Genomic DNA, 21498 nt, shown 5'->3' with positions numbered 1-21498 from the left:
GGAACTCCGGCGCCGCTGACCACGACTACTGGAACGACAACTGCTGCGACAGCGAGGGGCGTTGGTGGGCATGGCCAGGGAAGGTGCACGGCGGGAGCCGAGTCGGCGCGGGGTGCTGCGGGGCGCGGTGTCGGGAGCGGTGGGAGCGGGGGCGGCCCTCGCCGTCGGGACGAGCGGATCCGCGCAGGCGGCGCCCGCGAGCGGGCGGCTGCGCGTGGCGATCCTGCTCTACGACGGGTTCACGGCGCTGGACGCCGTCGGACCGTACGAAGTGCTGTGCCGCGTGCCGGGCGTGCGGGTGACGATGGTCGGCCATGAGACGGGCCCGGTCCGTACGGACACGGGGGAGCTGAGCCTGGTGGCGGAGCGCGCCATACGGGACGTACGCCACGCGGACGTCCTGGTGGTCCCGGGAGGCGGTGAGCGGGGGACCACGGCCATGATGGCCGACACCGCGGTCCACGAGTGGATCCGCCTCATCCACCGCCGGTCGGTCTGGACGACGTCCGTGTGCACGGGCTCGCTGATCCTGGGAGCGGCCGGGCTGCTGCGCGGCCTGCCCGCGACGACGTACTGGGCATCGAGACCGTATTTGGCGGAGGTCGGCGCGACGTTCACGCCCGGCCGCTTCGTCGAGGCCGGGAAGATCATCACGGCCGCGGGGGTCTCCGCCGGCATCGACATGGGACTCCACCTCGCCGCCCGCCTCTCCGACGTCAAGGTGGCGCAGGCCGTGCAACTCGCGGTCGAGTACGACCCCGACCCGCCGTACGACACCGGCAGCCCCGAGAAGGCCGACGCCGAAACGGAAGCACTCGCCCTGAAGCTGATCGCCGACGCGGCGGTCTGAGGTACCGGGCGACCGCTTCTGCCGGCGATCAGTGCGTCAGTCCTCCTCCGCGCTGGACAGCGCCTCGGTGATCATGCGGGTGGCGAAGTCCGGGTCGTCGGCGATGCGGTTGATGTGCTCCGCGAGCAGGAAGGCGGTGGCCTCGAGGGGAGTCATCTCCTCGTCCGTCCAGTCCCCGTACTGGCCGCGCCACAGGTTGGGGCTCAGGCCGAGGCCCGCGGCGGTGACCAGACCGGCCATGATGGGGATGACCTCCGTGGGGCAGCTCTTGGGCATCATCCGCATCGTGGCCACGAGGTTGGGCACCACGTACTCGATGACGTCCTTCTCGTGCTGCTCGTGCACCTTCCGCAGCCAGCTCATGTACATGTAGATGAGCGTGCACGTGCCGTCCAGCACGTCAGTGGCCCCGTCGGGACCCAGCGACTGCGCGAACTGGCTGATCAGCAACTGCTGTTGGGCATCGGTCTCGGTCTTGCCGTCGTGGATGCCCTTGAGGCGGGAGTCGATCATCATGAGCGCCACGCCGACCTCGCCGACGGGCGCGTGCTGGGGGTCGCAGGGCGATGGCACAGGATGTCTCCGGCATGCAGACGAGGGTCGTGAAGGCGAGTCTGTTGCCTGACCTCGGCCCGGGGGAACGCGTTCGCGGCAGCGTCACGCTTTCGGGACGCCCCGCTCGACCGCCTGCCCCAGAGGGGCTGAAATGTTCGAGTGGAGGCGTCCGTCGTGGACTTCGGCGATCCTGTCGACCTCCGTGAGGTTGGCGCGGTCGTGTGTGACGAGGACGGTCGCGGTGGCCCGTTGCCGGGTGAGCCGGGTGATCAGGCCGAGCACGGCGGCGCCACGTTCGTGGTCGAGGGCGCTCGTGGGCTCGTCGACCAGGAGCACGGTGGGGTCGTTCATCAGGGCGCGGGCGATGTTGACGCGCTGACGCTGCCCGCCGGAAAGCTGGTGCGGACGTCGGCGGGCCTGCCCGGCGAGACCGACCGCGTCCAGCAGCTCCATGGCACGGCCACGTGCGGTACGCGCCTTGCGGCCGTCGATCTCCGCCATCACCTGGAGCTGTTCGACGGCGGTGAGGGAGGGCAGCAGATTGGGCTGCTGGAAGACGATGCCGATCTTCCGGCGGCGCAGCTCGGTCAGTTCACCGCGGGCCATGCCGGTGGTGGGCGTGCCGTCGATGGTGACGGTGCCCGCGTCGGGGGTGATGAGGGTGGCGGCGACCGCGAGGAGGCTGGACTTGCCGGATCCGGAGGGCCCGAGGACGGCGGTCAGGCCACCACGAGGCACGTGCAGGGTGACGCGGTCGAGGGCGGTCAGCCGGGAGTCGCCGTCGGGGTAGGTGAGGGTGATGTCGGTCAGGTCAAGGCTCATCGGGCGCTCCCCAGGGCGGTCAGCGGGTCGACGGAAGTGATGCGGCGGATGGACAGGGCCGCCCCGAGCGCACCGAGCGCGATCAGCACGGCGGCCGGCACGAGGACGGTGGCGGGCGTGAGGAGGAACGGCACGGCCGACCCGGCGACGAGCGCGCCGAGGCCCGCGGCGCCACAGGTGCCGATCAGGGTGCCGCCGACCAGCAGGACGACGGCCTGGCCGAGTGCGTCCTTGAGCAGGTGGGCCGTGGAGGCGCCCAGCGCCTTGAGGACGGCGACGTCGCCGCTGCGCTGAATGGTCCACACCGTGAAGAAGGCGCCGATGACCAGCGCGGAGATCGCGAACAGGAAACCGCGCATCAACTGCAGGGAGCCGTTCTCGGAGGCGTAGGAGCCGATCGCGGAGAGGGAGTCGTCCTTGGTGACCGTCCTGGTGCCCGCCGTCCGGTCGGCGGCCCGGAGATCGGCACCGGAGGTGGTCTTCAGGGCGATGACGGTGGCGGTCGGCCCGGCGCTCCCGCCGGTGGGAGGGGCGGCCTGCCGCCAGGTGCCGAGGCCGGTCCAGACGACAGGGGTGTGGCTGAAGGAGGCGTCACCGCTGACCGCAGCCACGGTCAGCCGCTGCCCGGCCAGGGTGACGGCGTCACCCGCCCCCACGCCGAGCTCGTCGGCGGCGGTGGTGGACAGGACCGCCGTGCGGCCGTCGGCTCCGCCGCCAGGTACGAGTTTCTCGCTGTCGGGGGCGAGCGCGGAGCCCGGCCGGACACCGAAGACGGAGACTCCGGCGCTCCGGTCCCCGGCGGTCGCCTTGGTGGTGGCGATGCCCAGCGGTTCGGCGCTGCTCACACCGGGCGCCTCGGCCCACTGCCGCCACTGCCTCTCGGTGACGGTGGAATCGGCGTACGACAACTCCTTACCGCTGCCCCCCTTGCCGAAGGCGATCCTGTCCGCGGGCAGACCCGTGATCGCGGAGATGTTCCGCTGTCCGAGACCGGCGGTCAGCCCGGACAGCAGCCCGACCAGCAGGGTGATCAGCACGATGACGGTGCCCATCAGGGCGAAACGCCCCTTGGCGAACCTCAGGTCTCTCCAGGCGACAAACACGGATCGAGCCCGCTCTTTCGTAGGGGGAAGTGGTGTGCCCCCACCGTCGCCGCCGACCCGCCCGCCGGACATCTGGCTCCGGACAGCAAAACGCGCACCGAAAGACGGCACGCGGATTCCAACTTTGGACAGAGGCCGCCTCGGCGAGGTCTGCATAGGCTGGAACGACTGTGAACATCACCGCCCCCGCTCTGCCCCCCACCCCCACCTTGACCCCGACCACCCGGGCTTCGGCCTGGTGCCTGCACCTGCTGGTGGTCGGCCTGCTCGGACTGGCCGCTGCCCGGGCCGTCGTCGACGGCCGCCCGCACGCCGGCTGGGTCGTCGCCGCGGCCGTGGTGTGCGGGCTGGTCTACGCGGCAGGCCCGGCACTGCCCGCCGTGAGCCGCTCACGGCGGGCCGCCGCCCTTTGGCTGACCGCCGTGGGCGCCGGCTGGCTGGTGCTCCTGGCCCTGACCGCCGACGGGGTGTGGGTGGCGTTCCCGCTGTACTTCCTCCAGCTCCACCTGCTGCCCCGCCGTACCGGGCTCTCCGCCGTGACGGTCACCGCGGTGGCGGCCATCGCCGGCTTCGCCGCCCACCAGGACACCTTCAGCGCCGCCATGGCCATCGGACCCGCCCTCGGCGCCGCCGTCGCCGTCGCGGTGGTCTGGGGCTATCAGGCCCTGTACAGGGAGAGCGAGCAGCGCAGACACCTGATCGAAGAGCTCACCGCCACCCGCTCCGACCTCGCCGCCGCCCAGCACACCGCCGGCGTGCTGGCCGAACGCGAACGCCTGGCCCGCGAGATCCACGACACCCTCGCCCAGGGCCTCTCCAGCATCCAGCTGCTGTTGCGCGCCGCCGAACGCGCCCTGCCCACCGCCCCCGACAACGCCGCCCGCTACGTCGACCAGGCCCGGCAGGCAGCCGTCGACAACCTCGCCGAGGCCCGCCGCTTCGTCGTCGCCCTCGCCCCGCCCGGCCTCGAAGGCACCACCCTGGCCGACGCCCTGGAACGCCTGTGCGCCACCACCGGCACCCGCCACCACCTCACCGCACGCTTCCGGTCCACCGGCGACCCCGTACCGCTGCCGACCGCGCACGAGGTCGCACTGCTGCGCGTCGCCCAGTCCGCCCTCGCCAACACCGTCCGCCACGCCGAGGCCACCACCGCCGAAGTCACCCTCAGCCACCTCGGTGAGCACGTCTCCGTCTCCGTGGTCGACGACGGACGCGGCTTCGACCCGGCCCGTCTGCCCGCGCCCGACCCCGAGGCCGGCGGGTTCGGACTGGCCGCCATGCGTGCCCGCGTCCATGCGCTCGGCGGCACCCTCACCGTCGAGTCCACGCCCGGCCACGGTACGGCCCTGACCGCCCAACTGCCGCTGGACCCCGGCGCCTTGGTCCTCGACCCTGCCCCGGGCCGCCCGCCCGGCCCCGACACGGCTCCGGCCGATCCCGATCCCTGCGCCGCCCCCGATCCTGCCCCCGACTCAGCCCCCGAGGCCCGCCCGTGACCGACCGCCACACCCCCATCCGTCTGCTCCTGGCCGACGACCATCCCGTCGTGCGGGCCGGCCTTCGTGCCGTGCTGGAGACCGAGGACGGCATCACCGTCGAAGCCGAGGCGGCCACCGCCGAAGAGGCCGTCGTCCGCGCCGGACAGGGCGACATCGACGTCGTCCTCATGGACCTCCAGTTCGGCAAGGGGATGAACGGCGCGCAGGCCACCGCCGCCATCACCGCCCGCCCCGGGGCGCCGCGCGTCCTGATCGTCACCACCTACGACACCGACGCCGACACGTTGCCCGCCATCGAAGCCGGCGCCACCGGCTACCTCCTCAAGGACGCCCCGCCCGAGGAGTTGGCCGCCGCCGTACGCACCGCCGCCGCGGGCCGCACCACGCTGGCGGCCACCGTCGCCGACCGGCTGATGACCCGTATGCGTACCCCTGGCACTGCCCTGACCAAGCGCGAGACGGAAGTCCTCGCCCTCGTCGCCGACGGTCTGTCGAACCAGGCCATCGGGTCCCGGCTGCACCTCACCGAAGGCACCGTCAAATCCCATCTGGCCCGTGTCTTCACCAAACTTGACGTCGATTCCCGTACCGCGGCCGTCGCCGCGGCAGCCCAACTCGGCTACATCCGGCGCTGAAACCTCTGGTGCGGGGACCCGGCCCGGGGGGTGGGCCGGAGCGAAAGCTAACGTGGCATCCCGTCAGGAACGTCAGCCTCCGCTATGTCAACGGGGAACCACATGCTCACGCACAGCACGAACCGAACCGCCCTCCTCATGGCCGCGGGCACGACCGTGCTCGCCCTCACCGCCGGCGCCTGCTCGTCCGACACCGGGGACGACGGCGGAAAGGGTGCCGCCGACCGCGCCGCCAAGGGCGTGGTCACCCCGACCGAGGCGAAGAAGATCGTCGACCACTATGTGAAAGTCAACAACAGGGCCAACGCCAAGCGCGACAGCGGCGCCCTCTCCGCCGTCGAGGGCGGCGGACTCTTCGAGGCGAGCGCGAACATCTACAAGCAGGACGAGCTGCTGTCCGCGAAGGAGAGGGCCGAGCGCCGCAAGCCCTTCGACTACGTGAACCGCGAGTACGTCATCCCGGCCGCGAAGAGCGGCGTGTCCTGGTTCGCGCTGCGTGCCGACACCAAGGATCACAACGGCACATCGGCGAAGACGAGCCGCGCCACCGTCATCTTCGACAAGGAGGCGGGCGACGGGGACTGGAAGGCCGTGTGGAGCGGCTGGACCGGCAAGAAGGACCCCAAGACGCCGGCCCTCACCAAGGACTCCGACGGCTTCGCGGTGCCGGTCACCGACACCGCGAAGAAGCGGGGTGTCCTCGCGCCGGACCAGATGGACGACGCGCTGGTGGCGCTCTACTCGGGTGACGAGAAGCTGGGCTCGAAGGTCGGCGCGAGCGAGAGCTCGAAGTGGATGACCCAGTTCCCGGTGGAGCAGAACAAGATGCTCAGCCCCGGCGGCAAGTCCGAGTACAAGGCGGGCAAGACGGACCACAAGAAGGTCTACGCGCTGCGGACCGAGGAAGGCGGCACGCTGACCTTCTTCAACGCGGACGTCCAGGAGTACATGCACACCACCAACCCGGCGGCGCGCATCACCCCGTCACCGCAGATCGCCTTCCTCGCCGGCAGCAAGAAGTCCGAGATGATGTTCCTCGTGGACTACCTGCACCAGGCCTCGGCGTACATCCCCGCCAAGGGCAAGGTCTCCATGGTCATGGACAGCTGGGAAATGACCGAGGCGAAGGGCCCGCGGCGCAGGCTGCTCTGAGAACTCCTGCTGCGCTCGCGTTGGCGTGCCGGTCCGGGAGCTCGGGTTCAGCTCGCGGTCGAGTCCTTGGTCAGCGCGTCCATGAAGAAGTCGACGAGCGGACGGGCTTGCTCTTCGGTGCCGTGCTGCACGGAATAGGCGATGCCCCCCATGAGGAGTAGGACATTGTCGGGGGCGACGTCCGTTCGTAGGCTTCCGTCTCGGGCGCCGGCCGTGAGGAGGGTGGCGACGGCGTCGGTAAGGAGCGCGCGGCTGTCGGAGTATGGATCGATGCCGGAGGCGATGACCGCGTTGAGGGCTTCGGACATTCCGCTCTTTGCCGTGGCGTAGTGGATGAAGTGTTCCATCCACATCCGGGTGGCCTCGGCGGCCGGATGCTGGGCCAGGAGGTCGGACACCTTCTCGCACACCTGGGTGAGTTGGCGCCGGTAGGCGGCGTCGATGAGGACTTCCCGAGTCGGGAAGTGCCGGTAGAGCGTTCCGACACCGACGCCTGCCTGCTTGGCGATGGCGGCAGGCGCGGTGTCCAGCCCCTGCTCGGCGAAGGCCTGCGCGGCGACCTCCAGCAGGCGCTCCCGGTTCTGCAGCGCGTCACTCCTGGTGCGGCGGGGCGTGGCGGGCATGCGGGTTCCTTCGGTGTCAGTCTCCAGTTGCTTTCCGGAATCCGTTCCGCTTAACTCTAAACGGAATGGATTCCGGTATCACTCTACTTCAGGAGACTCGCATGCCTCCTCCCTCCGACAAGGCCTCACATCACTGGTTCATCACCGGAGCCTCCGGTGGGCTGGGCCGCCATCTCACCGAGCACGCCCTCCGGAACGGCGACCGCGTCACGGCGACGGTCCGCCGCCCCGCGGCGCTGGACGACCTGCGCGAGACGCACGGCGACCGGCTGACTGTCGAGATCCTCGACCTCACGCGGCCGGCCGATGTGGACGAGGTGGTCGGCAGGACTCTCCGGTCCGGGCCGGTGGACATTGTGGTCAATAACGCCGGATACGCGGTTGTGGGCGCCGCCGAGGAAATGACCGTCGAGCAGATTCGAGACCAGATCGAGGTCCTCCTGCTCGCGCCGATGGTGATCACCCGCGCCTTCCTGCAGCCGATGCGGGAGCAGGGCGGTGGCCGGATCATCCAGATCTCCAGCGTGGGCGGCCAGGTCGGTATCCCTACTCACAGCTCCTATCACGCGGGCAAGTGGGGGCTGGAGGGCTTCACCGAGAGTGTCAGCCGCGAGGTCTCCGACTTCAACATCCACCTCACTCTGGTCGAGCCCGGCGCCACCCGCACCGGCTTCGCTTCGGCCCTGCAATACACCACCGAAACGGCCGTCTACCGCGACAATGCCGTCGGCCAGACCCGGCACTACCTGGAAACAGCAGACGAGAGCGTCTTCACCGGCGACCCGGCCAAGCTCGCCGCCGCCATTTACGACACCACCCGCCACCCGAGCCCGCCACTGCGCCTGGCTCTCGGCTCCGACACCTACAGCGCGATCCGCGCGGCACTCACCGAACGTCTCACCGCGCTCGAAACCCAGAAGGATCTCGCTGAATCTGTCGCCTTCACCCACTGATACGCGATCGCATCAGGCGTCACCAGCAGATGAGCGCGCATCCGAGAGTGCGGAACGCTTCGTGGACGTCGTCGCGTATCTCCCAGCGGATTCGCAAGCGGCGGAACCAATGTGAATGGGCGAACGCGCGCTCCACGACCCAGCGTTGAGTGCCCAGTCCGGAGCCGTGCTCGGTGCCACGACGGGCGATCAGCGGCTTCACCCCGAGGACCCAGACCGGTCGGCGGTATTTGTCGTGGTCGGCGAGCGGGATGCCGGTGGCGTCGCGCTGCGGAGTCATTCCCGACCCGAGGCCGAGTTCCTGCGGACTTGGGCAGGAGCGGCTCGATCACCGCCCACAGCTCGTCTCCGACTTCCCACGGCTTCGGCCGCGCCACCGCATACCCCCATGCCGGCCGTCCCGCCCTCCTGACATAGTGTCGCCATGCGCGTACTGATCGTTACGGCGGGGAGCTGGGGCGATGTCGCTCCCTACACCGGGTTGGGGGTGCGGCTGAGCGCCGCGGGACATGAGGTGGCCGTCGCCACGCATGAGCGGTTCCGGGCGGCGGTGACCGCTCATGGGCTCGGGTTCCGGGCGCTGCCCGTGGACCCGCGGGCGGAGCTGGCCTCCGCGGGCGGGCAGGGGCTGGCCAGGGCGGTCAGCGCGCCCGTGGCTCTCGCACGGCTGATGCGGATGGCGAAGGCCTTCATGCCGGCGCTGTCGGCGGGCGTGCACGACGCCGTGCGGCAGGGCGCCGACGTACTGCTGAGCTCCACGGTCACCGACCCGATGTGCGCGGTGCTGGGCGAGGCGCTGCGGCTGCCGAGCCTCGGCGTCTACCTCCAGCCGATCCAGCCCACAGCTGCCTTCGCGGCACCGGTCGGCGGGGCTCGCTCGTTCGGCTCGTACGGGAACCGCCTGAGCGCCCACGTTCTGCTGGCGGCCACCGACCGGATGTTCGCTCCGGCTGTCGGGCAGCTGCGGCGCGAACTCGGGCTGCCACCGCGCAGGTTCGGCGGGCCCCTGGGCATGCCCCGCGGGCGCGGCGTCCTGCACGGCTTCAGCCCACGGGTCGTCCCGCGCCCGGGGGACTGGCCCGAAGGGCACCGGGTCTGCGGGTACTGGTGGCCCGAAACCCCGCCGGGCTGGCAGCCCGAGCCGCGGCTCGTCGACTTTCTCGCCGCTGGTCCGCCACCGGTCTTCGCCGGCTTCGGCAGCTTCGTCACCGAGGACGCCGAACGGCTGAGCGTCCTGGTCGGAGAGGCGATGCGCCGGGCGAAGGTGCGGGGTGTTCTCCAGGCGGGCTGGAGTGGTCTGCACGCCGAGAACGACGACCTGATCACGGTCAAGGAAGTACCGCACGCCTGGCTGTTCCCCCGGACCGCCGCCGTCGTCCACCACGCAGGTGCCGGCACCACGGCGGCAGGCCTGCGCGCCGGTGTACCCGCCGTGCCCGTCCCGGTGCAGCTGGACCAGCACTTCTGGGCCGCCCGTCTCCATGACCTCGGCGTGTCCCCACGTCCCCTGCGCTACCAGCGCCTGACCGCACAGTGTCTGTCGGACGCGATCGCCGCCGCGGTCCGCGACCCCGCCCTGCGCGGCCGCGCCCGCCTCCTCGCCGCAGGCATCGCCGAGGAGGACGGCGCACGGCATGTCCTCGACGCGCTCGACAGGCTCGGATGAGGATTCTGGCGCGAACCAACGGTCGGAGCCGGGCACGCGCCCGCCCACAATGGCGAGGTGGTGAGGCACGAGTTCGACCCGGCCGGAACCTGGGAGGTGGCAACCGCCCTGCCCGCCGCCCGGCTGCGCTCGCTCGTCGTGCGCTACCGCGGCTTCAGTTTCGACCTGACCGCGCCCCGGCGGCGGCTCGAACTCCCCGACTGCATGGCGACGTTGGTCATCCTCTTCGGGCAGAAGCTGCGCGTGCACGACGCCACCCGGGAGGAGCCTGACGCGGCATGTTCGTTCACCTCCCTGGTGTCGGGCCCGCAGTCGCGCGCCCGGCTCGGTGAGCACGACGGCAGGCTGCGCGGCGTGGAGGTCGTCCTCGCCCCCTGGGCGGCGTACACCTTCTTCGGCACCCCGATGGACCAGCTCGCCAACTCGCTGACCGAGCCCGCCGACCTGCTCGGCCCCCGGTTCCACGCACTCGACGAGCGGCTGGACGACTGCCCCGACTGGCCCGGGCGCTTCGCACTGCTGGACACGGTGCTGACCCGCTGGCTCGACGGCGCGCCGGCCGTCTCCGCACGCGTCCTGTGGGCATGGAACCGGCTCTGTGAGACGTCCGGAGGCGTGCCCGTCCATCTGCTCGCACGTGAATGCGGCTGGAGCGAGAGGCACTTGGAGCGGTGCTTCGAGCACCAGATCGGGCTGCTGCCGAAAACGGCCTCCCGCATCCTGCGGCTGCGCGGCGCCCTCCGGTTGGTGACCGACGGGCTTCCCGGCGCCATCGCCGCCTCCCTCTCCGGCTACTCCGACCAGTCCCACCTGAGCCGGGAGTTCAAGTCCATGACCGGCTGGACCATGTCACGCTTCCTGCGAGCCCGCGCCACCGTCGGCACAGGGCCCCCGGACGTGGACCGGGTCGAGGGCCAGCCGACCAGCCTGGTACTGCCCGATTGAGCCACCCTGGGGGCGAGGTCGGTTTTCTTCAATACGGCCGCGGTGCCCCTTGCCAGGCTGCTCGGAGAAGAGAAGCGGCGTATAGGGGGGCGCGGCATGCCGGTGCCATGCGAGTCGAGCGTACGATCCGCACGCGAATCGCGCGTACGGTCCGCAAACGAGTCCAGCGTACGGTCCGCACTCGACGCCGACGGCTTTGCCGTCGTGGCCCTGCCGGGAGGCCAGCGGGATGCGATCGAGCTGCTCCAGGACATCGGCCGCTTCATCCCCCAGTACACCGGCACCGTGGAACACGAGGTCGTCTACCGTCCGGGCAACGACGGCCGCGCCTACTCCCAGAGCCGCAACACCATCCGCGCCCACACCGAAGCACCGGGCCTGGACCCGAGCCCGCGTTATCTGGCCCTGTACTGCCACCAGCAGGCCCGCTGCGGGGGCGGCCACACCGATCTGCTCGACCTCAGGGTCCTGGAGAAGCTGCTCGGCCCGGCCGAGCACGCGCTCCTGACCGGGCCGCGCCTCGTCTTTCCCGGCCCGGCACGCGACAGCGAGCCCGTACTCGCTCCCATGCTCTACGACGACGAACACGGCCGCCCAGTCCTGCGGTTCAGTTACAACCTGCTGACGGCGGCGGACTACGACGCCTCCCTCGACTCGGCACCGCTGCCGCCGGAACGGCTTCCACTCGGGCAGGCCGGGGCCGACCTCGCCCGCCGGGTGAGCGAGCTGTTCGACAAGTACCGCACCCAGGTGCTCGTCGCCGACGGCTCGCTGCTCATCTGGGACAACCAGCGGCTGCTGCACGCCCGTTCACAGTACGAGGACGCGGGCCGCCACCTCACCAGGTACTGGATCGCCGCCTGAGCGCGCCTCCCAGCAGAAGGGCCCGACCCTCAGATGACCATCGCCGAACAGGCCGTCTCCGCGACACGTACGGTGTCGGGACGCAGGCTGGCCATGCTGGTCCGCGACCGGTGCAAGGACGCCCAGCAGGCCCATGACGTGGAAGTGGTCGGCCACGTACTGCCGTTCAAGGTCAGCGCTCATGTCATCGACACTCTGATCGACTGGGAGAACGTTCCCGACGATCCGCTGTACCGGCTGGTCTTCCCCCACCGCGACATGCTCGACCCGCGGGACTTCCGGGCCGTCGAGCGCGCGCTGGGCGACCCCGCCGCGCTGCGGGACACCGTGGCCGCCATCCGCCGCCGCCTCAATCCGCACCCCGGCGAACAGCTCACCCGCAACATCCCGGTCAGCGGAGTGCAGCACAAATACGCGCAGACCGCCCTGGTCTTCCCCCGCCATGGGCAGACCTGCCACGCGTACTGCGCCTACTGCTTCCGCTGGGCACAGTTCGTCGGCCGGCCGGAGCTGCGCATCGCGGACGACGACCCGCGACAGGTCATCGCGTATCTGCGGGACCATCCCGAGATCAGCGATGTGCTGTTCACCGGCGGCGACCCGCTCGTGATGCGCACCGAACTCCTGGAACCCTACGTCGACGCCGTCCTGAGCCCCGGCCTGGAACACATCACCACCATCCGCATCGGCACCAAAGCACTCTCCTTCCATCCCGCCCGCCTGGTGACAGGGCCGGACGCCGACAGCCTGCTCCGCCTGCTCGAACGCGTGGTCCGCGCCGGACGCCACCTCGCGGTCATGGTGCATGTGTCGCACCCGAGGGAGCTGGAACCCGACCTGACCCGGCTCGCCGTGGCCGCCCTGCACGGGGTGGGCGCCCAACTGCGCTCCCAGGCACCCGTCGTACGCCACGTCAATGACGACCCCGCGGTGTGGGCGAACGCGTGGCGTACACAGCTCCTGCTCGGCATCCACCCGTACTACCTGTTCGTGGAGCGCGACACCGGCGCGCGACGCTACTTCGGCCTGCCGCTCCAGCGCGCGTACGAGATCCACCGCGACGCCGTGCGGCGCATGTCCGGACTCGGCCGTACCGCCCGCGGACCGGTGATGTCGACGACCGAGGGCAAGGTGACCGTGGACGGCGTGACCGAACTGCCGGGCGGGCGGGCCTTCGCGCTGCGCTATCTGCAGGCCCGGATACCCGACCTGGTGGGCCGGCCCTTCCACGCGCGGTGGGACCCGGCCGCCCAGTGGTGGTCCGAACTGGTCCCGTTCGGCGGGCCCGACCGGCTCTTCTTCCCGCAGGCCGCCGCCGTACGGGAACGACCGTGCTGAACGCCGCACGCCCGACCGGCGCGGCCGCCGGGGCCGCTCTCGCCGTCCTGTCGGCCTGCGCCTTCGGGACGGTCGGCCCCGCCACCAAGGTCCTCGCGTCGGCGGGACTCTCGGCGCCCGAGATCGCCCAGGCCCGGCTCACCGTCGCGGCCGTGCTGCTCCTCGCATACGCCGCCGTCAGCCGGCCGCGGCAGCTGCTGGCGACCCGACAGGAGTGGGCCGTCATCGCCGTCCTCGGACTGTTCTCCTTCGCCGCGCTGCAGACGCTGTGCGGCGTCGCGGTCGCGCGGATCCCGGTCGGTGTCTTCGTCGTGCTGCAGTTCCTGTCACCGGTGATCGTCGTCGTCTGGTCGCGCTGCGTACGGCGGATCGCGCAGCCGCGCCTGGTCTGGGCGGGCACGGCCGTCGTGCTCACCGGCCTGCTGCTGGTCGGCGAGGTGTGGGCACGGCTGCGGCTCGACCTGATCGGGGTGCTGGCCGCCCTCGGCACGGCGGCGGCCCTGTCCGTACGCTTCCTGCTCGCGGGCCGGGCCCTGCTCCACCGCGATCCGGTGGCCGTGGCCGCGCTGGGCATCGCCGTCGGCGCGGTCGCACTGAACGTCCTGTCCCCGCCGACCGGCTTCCCCTACGCGGCCCTCGCGGACACCGTCGACTACGGATCGGTCTCCGCCCCCGTATGGGCGGTGCTCGTCTGGGCCGCTGTCGTGGCGACGCTCGTCGCCTACCTGAGCGGAATCGCCGCCCAGCAGTTCCTGGTGCCTTCCACGGCGAGCCTGTTCGCGACCCTGGAGGTCGTGGCCGGGGCGGGAGCGGCGTTCCTCCTCCTCGGCGAGACCCTGTCGGCCGTGCAGTGCGGGGGAGTCGCCACCGTCCTCGCCGGGGTGCTGCTGGCCCAGCGGTCCATGCGTACGCGACCGCCGGGACCGGGCGCGCCCCCCGATGCCACGAGAGCACGAGAGGAACATGAAGGATGGACGAGCGGTTCATCAGCAACCCCGAGGAAGACGAACTCGGCAGCACCCTCTTCGGCGCCGTCGACAACCCGGTGATCCACCGCCTCGCGGCCAACTGGCGGCGCAGGGCCACCGTCAAGCGGGACGACCCCGAACTGCTCGACCTGTTCGACCCTTCCTTGCCGGACTACCCCGAGGACATCGTCCCGTTCGCCGACCACCCCGTATATCTGGGCCTGCCTCCTGAGCAGCGGGGCGCCATCCTCACCTGGGCCATGATCGCCCTCAACAGGAACACCGAGTACTCCGAGACCCATGTGGTCAATCCGGCCTTCGGGCTCATCCTGCGCGGTGAGTTCCCCGGCCTGTGGGGCGAGGCCTTGGAGGTCTCGCTGATACAGGCCATGGTGGACGAGCAGTTCCACATCCTCATGCACCGCATGGCCAGCGACGTCACCCGGGCCAAACGAGGCAGCCACTTCCGAGCGAAGGAACTGCCGCTGCCGTACGTCGCCGAGACGCACCGCGCGCTGCGCGGGCAGGCGTCGGAGCGCTGGCAGCGCAGTCTGTACACGCTCGCGTTCGCCATCACCACCGAACTGTCCATCGGCGCCTACCTCGAACTCGTCGCCAAGGCGTCGGGCGTCCAGCCGATGATCGTGGAGATCTCCCGGCTGCACCGGCACGACGAGGTCTGCCACGGCTCCATCAGCGGCGAACTGCTCAAGGTGCTCTACCCCCAACTGGGCCGCGAGCAGCAGCGGTTCCTGGTCCGTGCGCTCTGCCGGGCGCTGGAGGCGTACTCCGCGAACGACTACCGGGCCTGGGAAGCGATCATGCGGCTCGTCGGGGTGGCGGACGGCACCCGGATGCTCCAGGACTGCAGGGCCGCCGGGCGTACCGCGCTGCTGCGTGACTACAGCGGACTGCACCAGGTCCTCACCGAACTGGAGGTCATCGACGAGGTCGACTTCGACTGGTCGAGTGTCAAGGTGACCGGCGACCTGCCCTATGTGCTGTGAGGAGGGTACTGGCCCCATGAAATCCGAGGACACAACGGGGACGTACCGCATCGATGCCGAGACGGCCCGCAGGATCGTGGTCGCCGCCCTGGCCGACCACGGCGTCGACGACGAGGCCCGTGCTGTCGTCGCCGACGCGCTCGTGGAGACCTCGATGCGCGGCATCAGCACCCACGGGCTGCGGCTGCTGCCCCGGTATCTAGACGACATCGAACGGGGCATCGCCAACGCCAGGCCGAAGATCCGGACCGTCAGGGAGACCGGCTCGACAGCGCTCATCGACGCCGACGCCGCACTGGGTGTGGTCGCCGGGACCGCGGGGGTACGGGAGGCGGTGCGGCGCGCGGCCGAGCACGGGGTCGCGGCCGTCGTGGTCCGCAACTCCAACCACTTCGGAGCCGCTTCGGTCTACAGCCGGGCCATGGCGAGAGCAGGGATGGTCGGCTGGGCCATGACGTCCGCCTCGTCGCGGGTGGCCCCCTACAACGGGCGGGGCCCGATGTTCGGCACCAATCCGGTCAGCGTCGCGGCAGGAGAGGGCGACACCGAGTTCGCTCTCGACATGGCGACCAGTGAGGTGTGCCTGGGGGAGGTACGGGAACGGGGGCGCCGCGGTCTGCCCCTCGACCCCGGCTGGGCCACGGCCGCGGACGGTCGCGGCACCCGCGACGCTGCCGAGGTCGCGGCCCTGTCCCCGCTCGGCGCAGGGCACAAGGGCCAAGGCCTGAGCATGATGGTGACCCTGATGACCGCGGTCCTCGCCGACGCTCCGCTGGACTGGGAGCTCGACCACATGGAACAGGCGACGCCCGGCAAAGGCCGTGAGGTGGCGCACTTCTTGCTGTGCCTGGATCCGGCCGCTTTCGGTGGGCGGGGCGCCTTCGACGGGCGGCTGCGCGACCTCGTACGCACCACGCGCGGGGCACCGCCCGCGGGCTCCGAGCCGGTGCGGTGCCCGGGAGACCCGGAGCGCGACCAGGAAGCCGGCGCCGCCAGGGACGGCATCCCGCTGGACCCGGACACGGCACGAGCGCTGTACGCGCTGGCACAGCGGCACCGCATCGCAGCCCCCGCGCCTCCGGGCGCCCGGAGGAGGACACCGTGACCGCACTGTCCCCGGCCGAATTCATCTGGATGGACGGCCGACTCATCCCCTGGGACGACGCACAGATCCATGTGCTGACCCAGTCCCTGCACTACGGATGGGCGGTCTACGAAGGCATCAGGGCACACGAGACCGCGGACGGCCAAGCGGTGTTCCGGCTCCGCGACCACCTGGCGAGACTCCGGCGCTCTGCCCGCGTCTACCTGATGGACATCCCCCACACCGACGACGAACTGATCGCCGCCACCACCGAACTGATCAGAGCGGGCGGCCCCGGACCACGCTATGTCCGCCCCCTCGTCTACCTGGGGTACGGCAGCATGGGCGTCGCCCTCGACCTGTCGGCGGTACGCGTGACCATCGCCGCCTGGGCGTGGGAGGAGCAACCGACCCGTAACTGGCGCCTCATGACGAGCAGTTGGCGGCGCAACCACCAGGACACCATTCCTCCGCTTGCGAAGGCCACGGGCGCGTACCTCAACTCCTCACTCGCCAAGATCGCGGCGGTCAGGGCCGGTTACGACGACGCCCTCCTGCTGACCGCGTCCGGACACATCTCCGAGAGCTCCGCCGCCAACGTCTTCCTCGTCAGCTCCGGCGTACTGCACACCCCTCCCGTGGAGCAGGGCATACTCCCCGGCATCACTCGCTCCACCGTGCTCGAACTGGCCGGCGACGCAGGCATCCCCACCGTCGAGCGCCCCCTGTCACACGCCGAGGCGTACACCGCGGACGAGATCTTCCTGACCGGGACCGCCATCGGCGTCGTGCCGGTCGAGTCGGTCGATGACCGCCGCACCACGACGGAGGGCTGCGGTCCGGTCACGGCGGCGCTGTGTGACGCCTACCGGAACGCGGTCGGCGGAAAATCTCCGGCAGCCGCCGACTGGCTCACCGAGGTGTGAGCACTCCGTCACCCTTCTACCGTCCGTCCTCTGCCCGGGGCGTGCGACGCGGATACCAGGCGAGCACCAGCGCGCCGACCACCACCACCAGAACCGCCAGCACACGCATCGCGGTGTCGAGGGAGGTGGTGAAGTCCGCGACGACGGCGTGCCGCAGGTCGGGCGAGGTCAACCCCTGGGCGTCCAGACGGTGTTCGGCGGCGGGGACGGTCGTCGGCGCGTCGGGCCCGCGCAGCGGCGCCGGGAGGCCCGCGGTGAACACCCCGGTCACCACGCTGCCGCTGACCGCCACGCCCAGCGCACTGCCCAACTCCCGCGCCAGACTCTGCAAACCGGAACCGACCCCGGCCCGCTGCGCCGGCAGCGCGGACATCATGCCGTACGACAGCAGCGGCGTCGACAGGCCGCACCCGGCCGCGGTGAGCGTCGCCCCGAGCGCGTACAGGGGATACGGAGTGCTCGGGCCGACCAACGAGACCGTGCCCAGACCGGCGGCCAGCACCATCAACCCCGATCCCAGCGTCACCCGTGGCCCGGTGCGCCGCTCCAGGGCCGCCGCGCAGCGCGGCGCGAGCAACAGCGCACCCGCCATCGGCAGCAGCCGCACTCCCGCCCCGAGCGGTGAGTAGCCCTTGGCGTACTGCAGATACTGCCCGTTGACGAAGAACAGGCCGAACATCCCGAAGAACACCAACGCCATGCCGACCGCCCCCGCCCGCACCACCGGCACGGTGAACAGCCGGGGGTCCAGCATCGGATGCTCTCGGCGAAGGTCCCAGCCGGCCCAGGCCGCCAGCAGCACCGCCGCCGCACCGAAACCGCCCAGCACCCGCGCGCTGCCCCAACCGGCTTGCGGCCCGGACACGATGCCCCACAGCAGGGCGAGGAACCCGGCCGTCAGCAGCACCGCGGACACCGTCGACACCGGCCGGTCGTGCCGCGGCGGCGCCGGTGAGAACGCCACCACCAGGACAAGTGCCGCCAGCGCCAACGGCACCACACACCAGAACAGCGCCCGCCACGAACCGAGTTGCAGCGCCGCACCACCGCCGACGTTGCCCAGTACGGCCGCCAGCCCCGTCATCGACGCCCACACCGCCACCAGCCGTGGCCGGCGGTGCGTCGGCGCGCCGCCCACCATCAGGGCCAGCGTCGTCGGCAGCACCGCGGCGGCACCGACCCCGCTGATCACCCGGCCCGCGATCACCGTGCCGATGCCCGGCGCCATGGCGCACAGCACGCATCCGGCGGTGAACAGACCCATGCCCGCCGCCAGCACCCGCTTGCGGCCGAGCCGGTCGGCGAGCGCACCGCCCGGAATGAGCAGGCAGGCGAAGAACACCACATAGCCGTCGACCACCCACAGCACCGCCTCGGCCGACGGGCGCAGGGCGCTGCGCGAGAGCGCGGGCACGGCGAGGTTCACCGCGGAGACCATGCCCACCACCAGGGTGACGCACAGACACATCACGGCGACGGTCAGCGGGCCGGGGTCTGCCGCATCCCGGCCGGTGTCCCTGTCCACGTCTACGCCTCGGCCCGCGTCCTGGTCCGTGCCCGCGGGCGGGGAGTCGGAGTTCACCGTTCGCCTCCTGCCCGAGACAGGTTGTCGTCGTTCCTGGGGGGAGGGCCGTCGTGCGGCTCCGGTACGGCGCGGACGAGTTCGGCGCGGAACGCGAGGCGGTCGCCGCGGATACGCAGGAACTCCAGGTCCACCGGGCGCCCGTCGGGCATCCTGGTCAGCCGTTCGACGGTGAACAGCGCCGAGCCCGCCGGGAGGTCGAGCAGCGCGCACGTGTGCGGGTCGCCGCCCACCGCGTGCACGGTGACGCTCGCCGAGCCGAGCCGGCCGCCGGTGGACTCCTCGATGAGTCCGAACAGGTCCCGTCCGGCCAGGTCGGCGCCGAGCAGCGGCTCCCCGATGTCCGCGGCCAGGTAGGTCAGGTCGAGGGAGAGCGGAGCGCCGTCCAGCAGCCGCAGCCGTTCGATGTAGACCACCCGGCCGCCGTCGGGGACGTGCAGCTTGCGTGCCACCTCGCCGGGTGGGCGCACCAGGTCCGCGACCCGCACCTGATTGGTCACCTCGCCGTGCGTGCTCAGCGTTTCGGCCAGGCCGGTCAGCCGCTCCAAGGTGTGCTCGTACGGCCGCCGTACGATCACCGTGCCCACGCCCTGACGCCGCTCGACGACGCCTTCGTCGCGCAGCACGCCCAGCGCCTCGCGGACGGTGTTGCGCGACACCGCGAAGTCGGCGATCAGAATCCGCTCGTCGGGCAGCATGCCCGAGGTGAAGGCCCCGGAGGCGATCTGACGGCGCAGCACTTCGGCGACCTGCCGGGCCCGGTCCGCCCGGGTCCGCCGCCGGCTTTCCGGTGCCGGTGCCGGGCGGGGCTCGGTGGAGTGGGTGGGCGAGGCGTTCATGGGACCTCCGCTGCGCGTCGGGGCATGACCGACCCGGCACGGCGGTGTCGAGTCGGTGGCCGTGCCGCGGCGGCACCCGCCAAAGCTAGGACGCGGAGGTTTCCTGCACGTTACGCCACCTGCCCTGACCTGCGACGACGCCCGTGACGTGCGACGCGGTGGGGAGCGTGGACCCGTTGCGCCACCCAGCCGCCGCGTCGGCGCCGACGAGTCGAGGTGTTCCGCGTCGCGGCTCGAACCGCATCCTCCAGTTCCACGTGTCGAAACTCTTGTTCCGTCCTGTGGACTCGCTTAAGGTCGGCGCCCCCGGCTGCCCGCGCGCGGTCGGGGCTTTCCTGTGTGGACACGAAGGAGTGTGCGGTAGTGCAGCAGGCGTGGCGGGACGGGTCGTCGGGCGAGGGCGACGGGCAGGGGCAGGGGCAGGGGCGGGGGCAGAGCATCGGGCGACGGGACGGGGACGCGGGAGCGGAAAAGGCCGGCCGCGAAGGCGGTGTGACACACGGCGTGGGGCGTCGCAGCTTCGTCGTCGGGGCCGGGCTCGTCGGGACCGGGGGCCTGCTCGGCGCCGCCGGAGCGGGACCGGCGGCCGCCGCCGACCGCGACGGCGCCTCTGGTACGCAGAGCGGCCCCGGCACCTTCGGCCCCCAGGACCTCCGAGGCAAGCGGCTCCTGCTCGTACCGGACGTGGTCCTCCTGCCGGAAGGGCCGGTCAAGGACCGCGCGGTGCTCGTCCAGGACGGCACCTTCAAGGCTGTCGGACCGGTCCGCAAGCTCACCGACGCGCACCGGGACGCCCGTACCGTACGGCTGAAGGGTCACCTGCTCATGCCGGGCTTCGTGGACGCCCACCACCACCTGACGCAGAGCTTCGGCAAGGCCCAGGCGTTCGGGCAGCCGTCCGAGATCTTCAAGACGGTCTGGGAGCCGCTGGAACGCGCCCTGGACGAGGAGACCGCCCACCTCTCGGCGAAGCTCGCGGCGTTGGAGGCACTGCGCGGCGGATTCACCACCGCCGCCGACGCGGGCACCCGCGCGCCCGTCGACGTGGGCGTCATCGCCGAGGCCGCCGAGGAGGCCGGGCTGCGCTGCGTCCTGTCGAAGGTCGTCTCCAACGGAAAGGGCGGCAAGGAACACCTGGAGCGCTTCCAGAGCTCCCGGCTGATCCACCCCTCGCTGGCGATACCCGTCCCCGAGGACGCCACCACAGAGGTCTTGAAGAGGACCGCCGACCTGTGCGCGGACGCCGACGCGGTCCTCCAAGTTCACGTCAACGAACACCTGGCCGCCGTCGAACGCTCGCTCAAGAGCGTGGGCCGCCGCCCGGTGGCCCACCTACACCACATCGGCGCCCTCAACGCGCACACCCTCGGCGCCCACGCCACCCTGCTCACCCCCGACGAGATGCGCATGCTCGCCGACACCGGCGCCGCCGTCAGCTACAACCCGGTCGCCAGCGCCTGGAAGGGGAACGGCGTCGCGCACGCCCTGATGTGGCGGGCCATGGGCATCCGTTTCGGCACCGGCACCGACGGCACCCGCGGCAGCGGCTTCCGTCTGGTCGACGCCGCGGAGAGCGCCCAGCGCCTGGCCTACGGCCTGCAGTCCGGCGACTCCTCGTGCGGAGCCGGCCGCACGTGGCTCACCCATGCCACCGCCCGGAGCGCCGACGCCGTCGGGCTCGGCAAGGTCACGGGTGAGATCGCCGTCGGCAAGGCCGCCGACTTCTTGCTCGTCGACCTCCGCGTGCCCGAACTCACCCCGTCCTACGACCTGTCGTGGGAACTGGTCCGGCTGGCCGACCGGGACCAGATCACCGCGGTCGTCGTGGACGGCAGGCTGCGCCTGTGGCAGGGCTGGCCCACGGACTGGGACGGGCCCGCACTGGTCCGCAAGGCCGCAGAGACGGGACCGAGAGTCGTGGAGCGCGCCCGCATCCAGCGGGTGGACCCAGACCCGGACGGCACAGCACGCCACACGCGGCGCCCCTGAGGCACCGCTTCCCGGCATCCTGAGACAAGGAGACAGGTTCCGGACGCCGGTGGCGTGGTACCCCTAGCGGTACGCCCCCAAGGAGACGAGCAGCC

Annotated in this window: 20 protein-coding genes and 1 pseudogene; 14 read left to right on the top strand and 7 right to left on the bottom strand. The window is 71.4% G+C overall.

What is annotated here, in order from left to right:
• Positions 1–70: 70 nt before the first annotated feature.
• Positions 71–850, top strand: coding sequence for a DJ-1/PfpI family protein (locus tag ACZ56E_RS11245; protein ID WP_471213312.1), 780 nt, complete (start codon positions 71–73; stop codon positions 848–850).
• Positions 851–886: 36 nt separating this feature from the next.
• Here the strand turns inward: ACZ56E_RS11245 and ACZ56E_RS11240 are convergent, their stop codons facing one another.
• From ACZ56E_RS11240 to ACZ56E_RS11230, 3 genes are all read right to left on the bottom strand, one after another.
• Entirely contained in the window at positions 887–1423 is a 537-nt protein-coding gene (locus ACZ56E_RS11240) for a hypothetical protein (protein WP_471213311.1), read from the bottom strand.
• An 84-nt stretch (positions 1424–1507) separates the two neighbouring features.
• Complete coding sequence (locus tag ACZ56E_RS11235) at positions 1508–2227, bottom strand: ABC transporter ATP-binding protein (RefSeq protein ID WP_471213309.1); 720 nt, start codon at positions 2225–2227, stop codon at positions 1508–1510.
• Positions 2224–3330: an ABC transporter permease gene (locus tag ACZ56E_RS11230; RefSeq protein ID WP_471213308.1), complete on the bottom strand. Its 1107-nt coding sequence runs from the start codon at positions 3328–3330 to the stop codon at positions 2224–2226. Before ACZ56E_RS11230 ends, ACZ56E_RS11235 begins: the two co-directional genes overlap by 4 nt.
• A 170-nt stretch (positions 3331–3500) precedes the next feature.
• On the opposite strand from ACZ56E_RS11230, the gene ACZ56E_RS11225 reads away from it, so the two are divergent.
• From ACZ56E_RS11225 to ACZ56E_RS11215, 3 genes are all read left to right on the top strand, one after another.
• Positions 3501–4829: a sensor histidine kinase gene (locus tag ACZ56E_RS11225; protein ID WP_471213307.1), complete on the top strand. Its 1329-nt coding sequence runs from the start codon at positions 3501–3503 to the stop codon at positions 4827–4829.
• Positions 4826–5467, top strand: a complete 642-nt coding sequence (locus ACZ56E_RS11220) for a response regulator (protein WP_471213305.1) — start codon at positions 4826–4828, stop codon at positions 5465–5467. Before ACZ56E_RS11225 ends, ACZ56E_RS11220 begins: the two co-directional genes overlap by 4 nt.
• A 102-nt stretch (positions 5468–5569) precedes the next feature.
• Positions 5570–6619, top strand: a complete 1050-nt coding sequence (locus tag ACZ56E_RS11215; RefSeq protein ID WP_471213304.1) for a DUF8094 domain-containing protein — start codon at positions 5570–5572, stop codon at positions 6617–6619.
• 47 nt (positions 6620–6666) lie between these two features.
• On the opposite strand, the gene ACZ56E_RS11210 is transcribed toward ACZ56E_RS11215, so the two are convergent.
• Positions 6667–7242 (bottom strand): TetR/AcrR family transcriptional regulator, encoded by a 576-nt coding sequence (locus ACZ56E_RS11210; RefSeq protein WP_471213303.1) that lies wholly within the window; start codon positions 7240–7242, stop codon positions 6667–6669.
• A gap of 65 nt (positions 7243–7307) precedes the next feature.
• Between ACZ56E_RS11210 and ACZ56E_RS11205 the strand changes: the two genes are divergently transcribed.
• Positions 7308–8195 carry an SDR family oxidoreductase gene (locus ACZ56E_RS11205; protein ID WP_471213301.1) on the top strand — a complete coding sequence of 296 codons (888 nt, stop codon included), beginning with the start codon at positions 7308–7310 and terminating at the stop codon, positions 8193–8195.
• Between the two features lie 19 nt (positions 8196–8214).
• Here the strand turns inward: ACZ56E_RS11205 and ACZ56E_RS11200 are convergent.
• Positions 8215–8436: pseudogene (locus tag ACZ56E_RS11200) on the bottom strand (transposase); the annotation flags it as partial.
• A gap of 183 nt (positions 8437–8619) precedes the next feature.
• Here ACZ56E_RS11200 and ACZ56E_RS11195 point away from each other — a divergent pair.
• The 8 genes from ACZ56E_RS11195 (at position 8620) to ACZ56E_RS11160 (ending at position 16993) form a co-directional block, all read left to right on the top strand.
• Positions 8620–9861: a glycosyltransferase gene (locus ACZ56E_RS11195; RefSeq protein WP_471213300.1), complete on the top strand. Its 1242-nt coding sequence runs from the start codon at positions 8620–8622 to the stop codon at positions 9859–9861.
• Between the two features lie 57 nt (positions 9862–9918).
• Positions 9919–10806 (top strand): helix-turn-helix domain-containing protein, encoded by an 888-nt coding sequence (locus ACZ56E_RS11190; RefSeq protein WP_471213298.1) that lies wholly within the window; start codon positions 9919–9921, stop codon positions 10804–10806.
• Between the two features lie 96 nt (positions 10807–10902).
• On the top strand, positions 10903–11670 hold the full coding sequence (locus ACZ56E_RS11185; RefSeq protein ID WP_471213297.1) for a TauD/TfdA family dioxygenase: 768 nt from the start codon (positions 10903–10905) through the stop codon (positions 11668–11670).
• A gap of 33 nt (positions 11671–11703) precedes the next feature.
• Positions 11704–13008: a KamA family radical SAM protein gene (locus tag ACZ56E_RS11180; RefSeq protein WP_471213295.1), complete on the top strand. Its 1305-nt coding sequence runs from the start codon at positions 11704–11706 to the stop codon at positions 13006–13008.
• The gene (locus ACZ56E_RS11175; protein WP_471213294.1) at positions 13002–14057 is read left to right on the top strand and encodes an EamA family transporter; all 1056 of its coding nucleotides are present in this window, start codon (positions 13002–13004) and stop codon (positions 14055–14057) included. The genes ACZ56E_RS11180 and ACZ56E_RS11175 overlap by 7 nt, the downstream gene beginning before the upstream one ends.
• Positions 13979–14983, top strand: a complete 1005-nt coding sequence (locus tag ACZ56E_RS11170) for a diiron oxygenase (protein WP_471213292.1) — start codon at positions 13979–13981, stop codon at positions 14981–14983. The genes ACZ56E_RS11175 and ACZ56E_RS11170 overlap by 79 nt, the downstream gene beginning before the upstream one ends.
• A 16-nt stretch (positions 14984–14999) precedes the next feature.
• Positions 15000–16088, top strand: coding sequence for an Ldh family oxidoreductase (locus ACZ56E_RS11165; RefSeq protein WP_471213290.1), 1089 nt, complete (start codon positions 15000–15002; stop codon positions 16086–16088).
• On the top strand, positions 16085–16993 hold the full coding sequence (locus ACZ56E_RS11160) for a branched-chain amino acid transaminase (protein ID WP_471213288.1): 909 nt from the start codon (positions 16085–16087) through the stop codon (positions 16991–16993). Before ACZ56E_RS11165 ends, ACZ56E_RS11160 begins: the two co-directional genes overlap by 4 nt.
• Before the next feature lie 16 nt (positions 16994–17009).
• Here ACZ56E_RS11160 and ACZ56E_RS11155 read toward each other — a convergent pair whose 3' ends face one another.
• Both ACZ56E_RS11155 and ACZ56E_RS11150 read right to left on the bottom strand, forming a co-directional pair.
• Positions 17010–18575, bottom strand: a complete 1566-nt coding sequence (locus ACZ56E_RS11155) for an MFS transporter (protein ID WP_471213287.1) — start codon at positions 18573–18575, stop codon at positions 17010–17012.
• Positions 18572–19414 (bottom strand): GntR family transcriptional regulator, encoded by an 843-nt coding sequence (locus ACZ56E_RS11150; protein ID WP_471213286.1) that lies wholly within the window; start codon positions 19412–19414, stop codon positions 18572–18574. The genes ACZ56E_RS11155 and ACZ56E_RS11150 overlap by 4 nt, the downstream gene beginning before the upstream one ends.
• Before the next feature lie 684 nt (positions 19415–20098).
• On the opposite strand from ACZ56E_RS11150, the gene ACZ56E_RS11145 reads away from it, so the two are divergent.
• A complete protein-coding gene (locus ACZ56E_RS11145; protein WP_471214067.1) occupies positions 20099–21403 on the top strand; it encodes an amidohydrolase family protein in 1305 nt (434 codons plus the stop codon).
• The last annotated feature ends 95 nt before the right edge of the window (positions 21404–21498 follow it).

The sequence above is a fragment of the Streptomyces sp. NPDC039480 genome (genome assembly GCF_055597165.1).
The sequence above is the reverse complement of the archived record's forward strand: the minus strand, read 5'-3'. Positions and strand labels throughout refer to the sequence as shown.

Bases quoted from the DNA above. Each gene is read 5' to 3' on its own strand.
- ACZ56E_RS11235 (WP_471213309.1), bottom strand. From the start codon at position 2,227: ATGAGCCTTGACCTGACCGACATCACCCTCACCTACCCCGACGGCGAC.
- ACZ56E_RS11205 (WP_471213301.1), top strand. From the start codon at position 7,308: ATGGATTCCGGTATCACTCTACTTCAGGAGACTCGCATGCCTCCTCCC.
- ACZ56E_RS11170 (WP_471213292.1), top strand. From the start codon at position 13,979: ATGGACGAGCGGTTCATCAGCAACCCCGAGGAAGACGAACTCGGCAGC.
- ACZ56E_RS11215 (WP_471213304.1), top strand. From the start codon at position 5,570: ATGCTCACGCACAGCACGAACCGAACCGCCCTCCTCATGGCCGCGGGC.
- ACZ56E_RS11150 (WP_471213286.1), bottom strand. From the start codon at position 19,414: ATGAACGCCTCGCCCACCCACTCCACCGAGCCCCGCCCGGCACCGGCA.
- ACZ56E_RS11185 (WP_471213297.1), top strand. From the start codon at position 10,903: ATGCCGGTGCCATGCGAGTCGAGCGTACGATCCGCACGCGAATCGCGC.
- ACZ56E_RS11165 (WP_471213290.1), top strand. From the start codon at position 15,000: ATGAAATCCGAGGACACAACGGGGACGTACCGCATCGATGCCGAGACG.
- ACZ56E_RS11245 (WP_471213312.1), top strand. From the start codon at position 71: ATGGCCAGGGAAGGTGCACGGCGGGAGCCGAGTCGGCGCGGGGTGCTG.
- ACZ56E_RS11195 (WP_471213300.1), top strand. From the start codon at position 8,620: ATGCGCGTACTGATCGTTACGGCGGGGAGCTGGGGCGATGTCGCTCCC.
- ACZ56E_RS11180 (WP_471213295.1), top strand. From the start codon at position 11,704: ATGACCATCGCCGAACAGGCCGTCTCCGCGACACGTACGGTGTCGGGA.
- ACZ56E_RS11210 (WP_471213303.1), bottom strand. From the start codon at position 7,242: ATGCCCGCCACGCCCCGCCGCACCAGGAGTGACGCGCTGCAGAACCGG.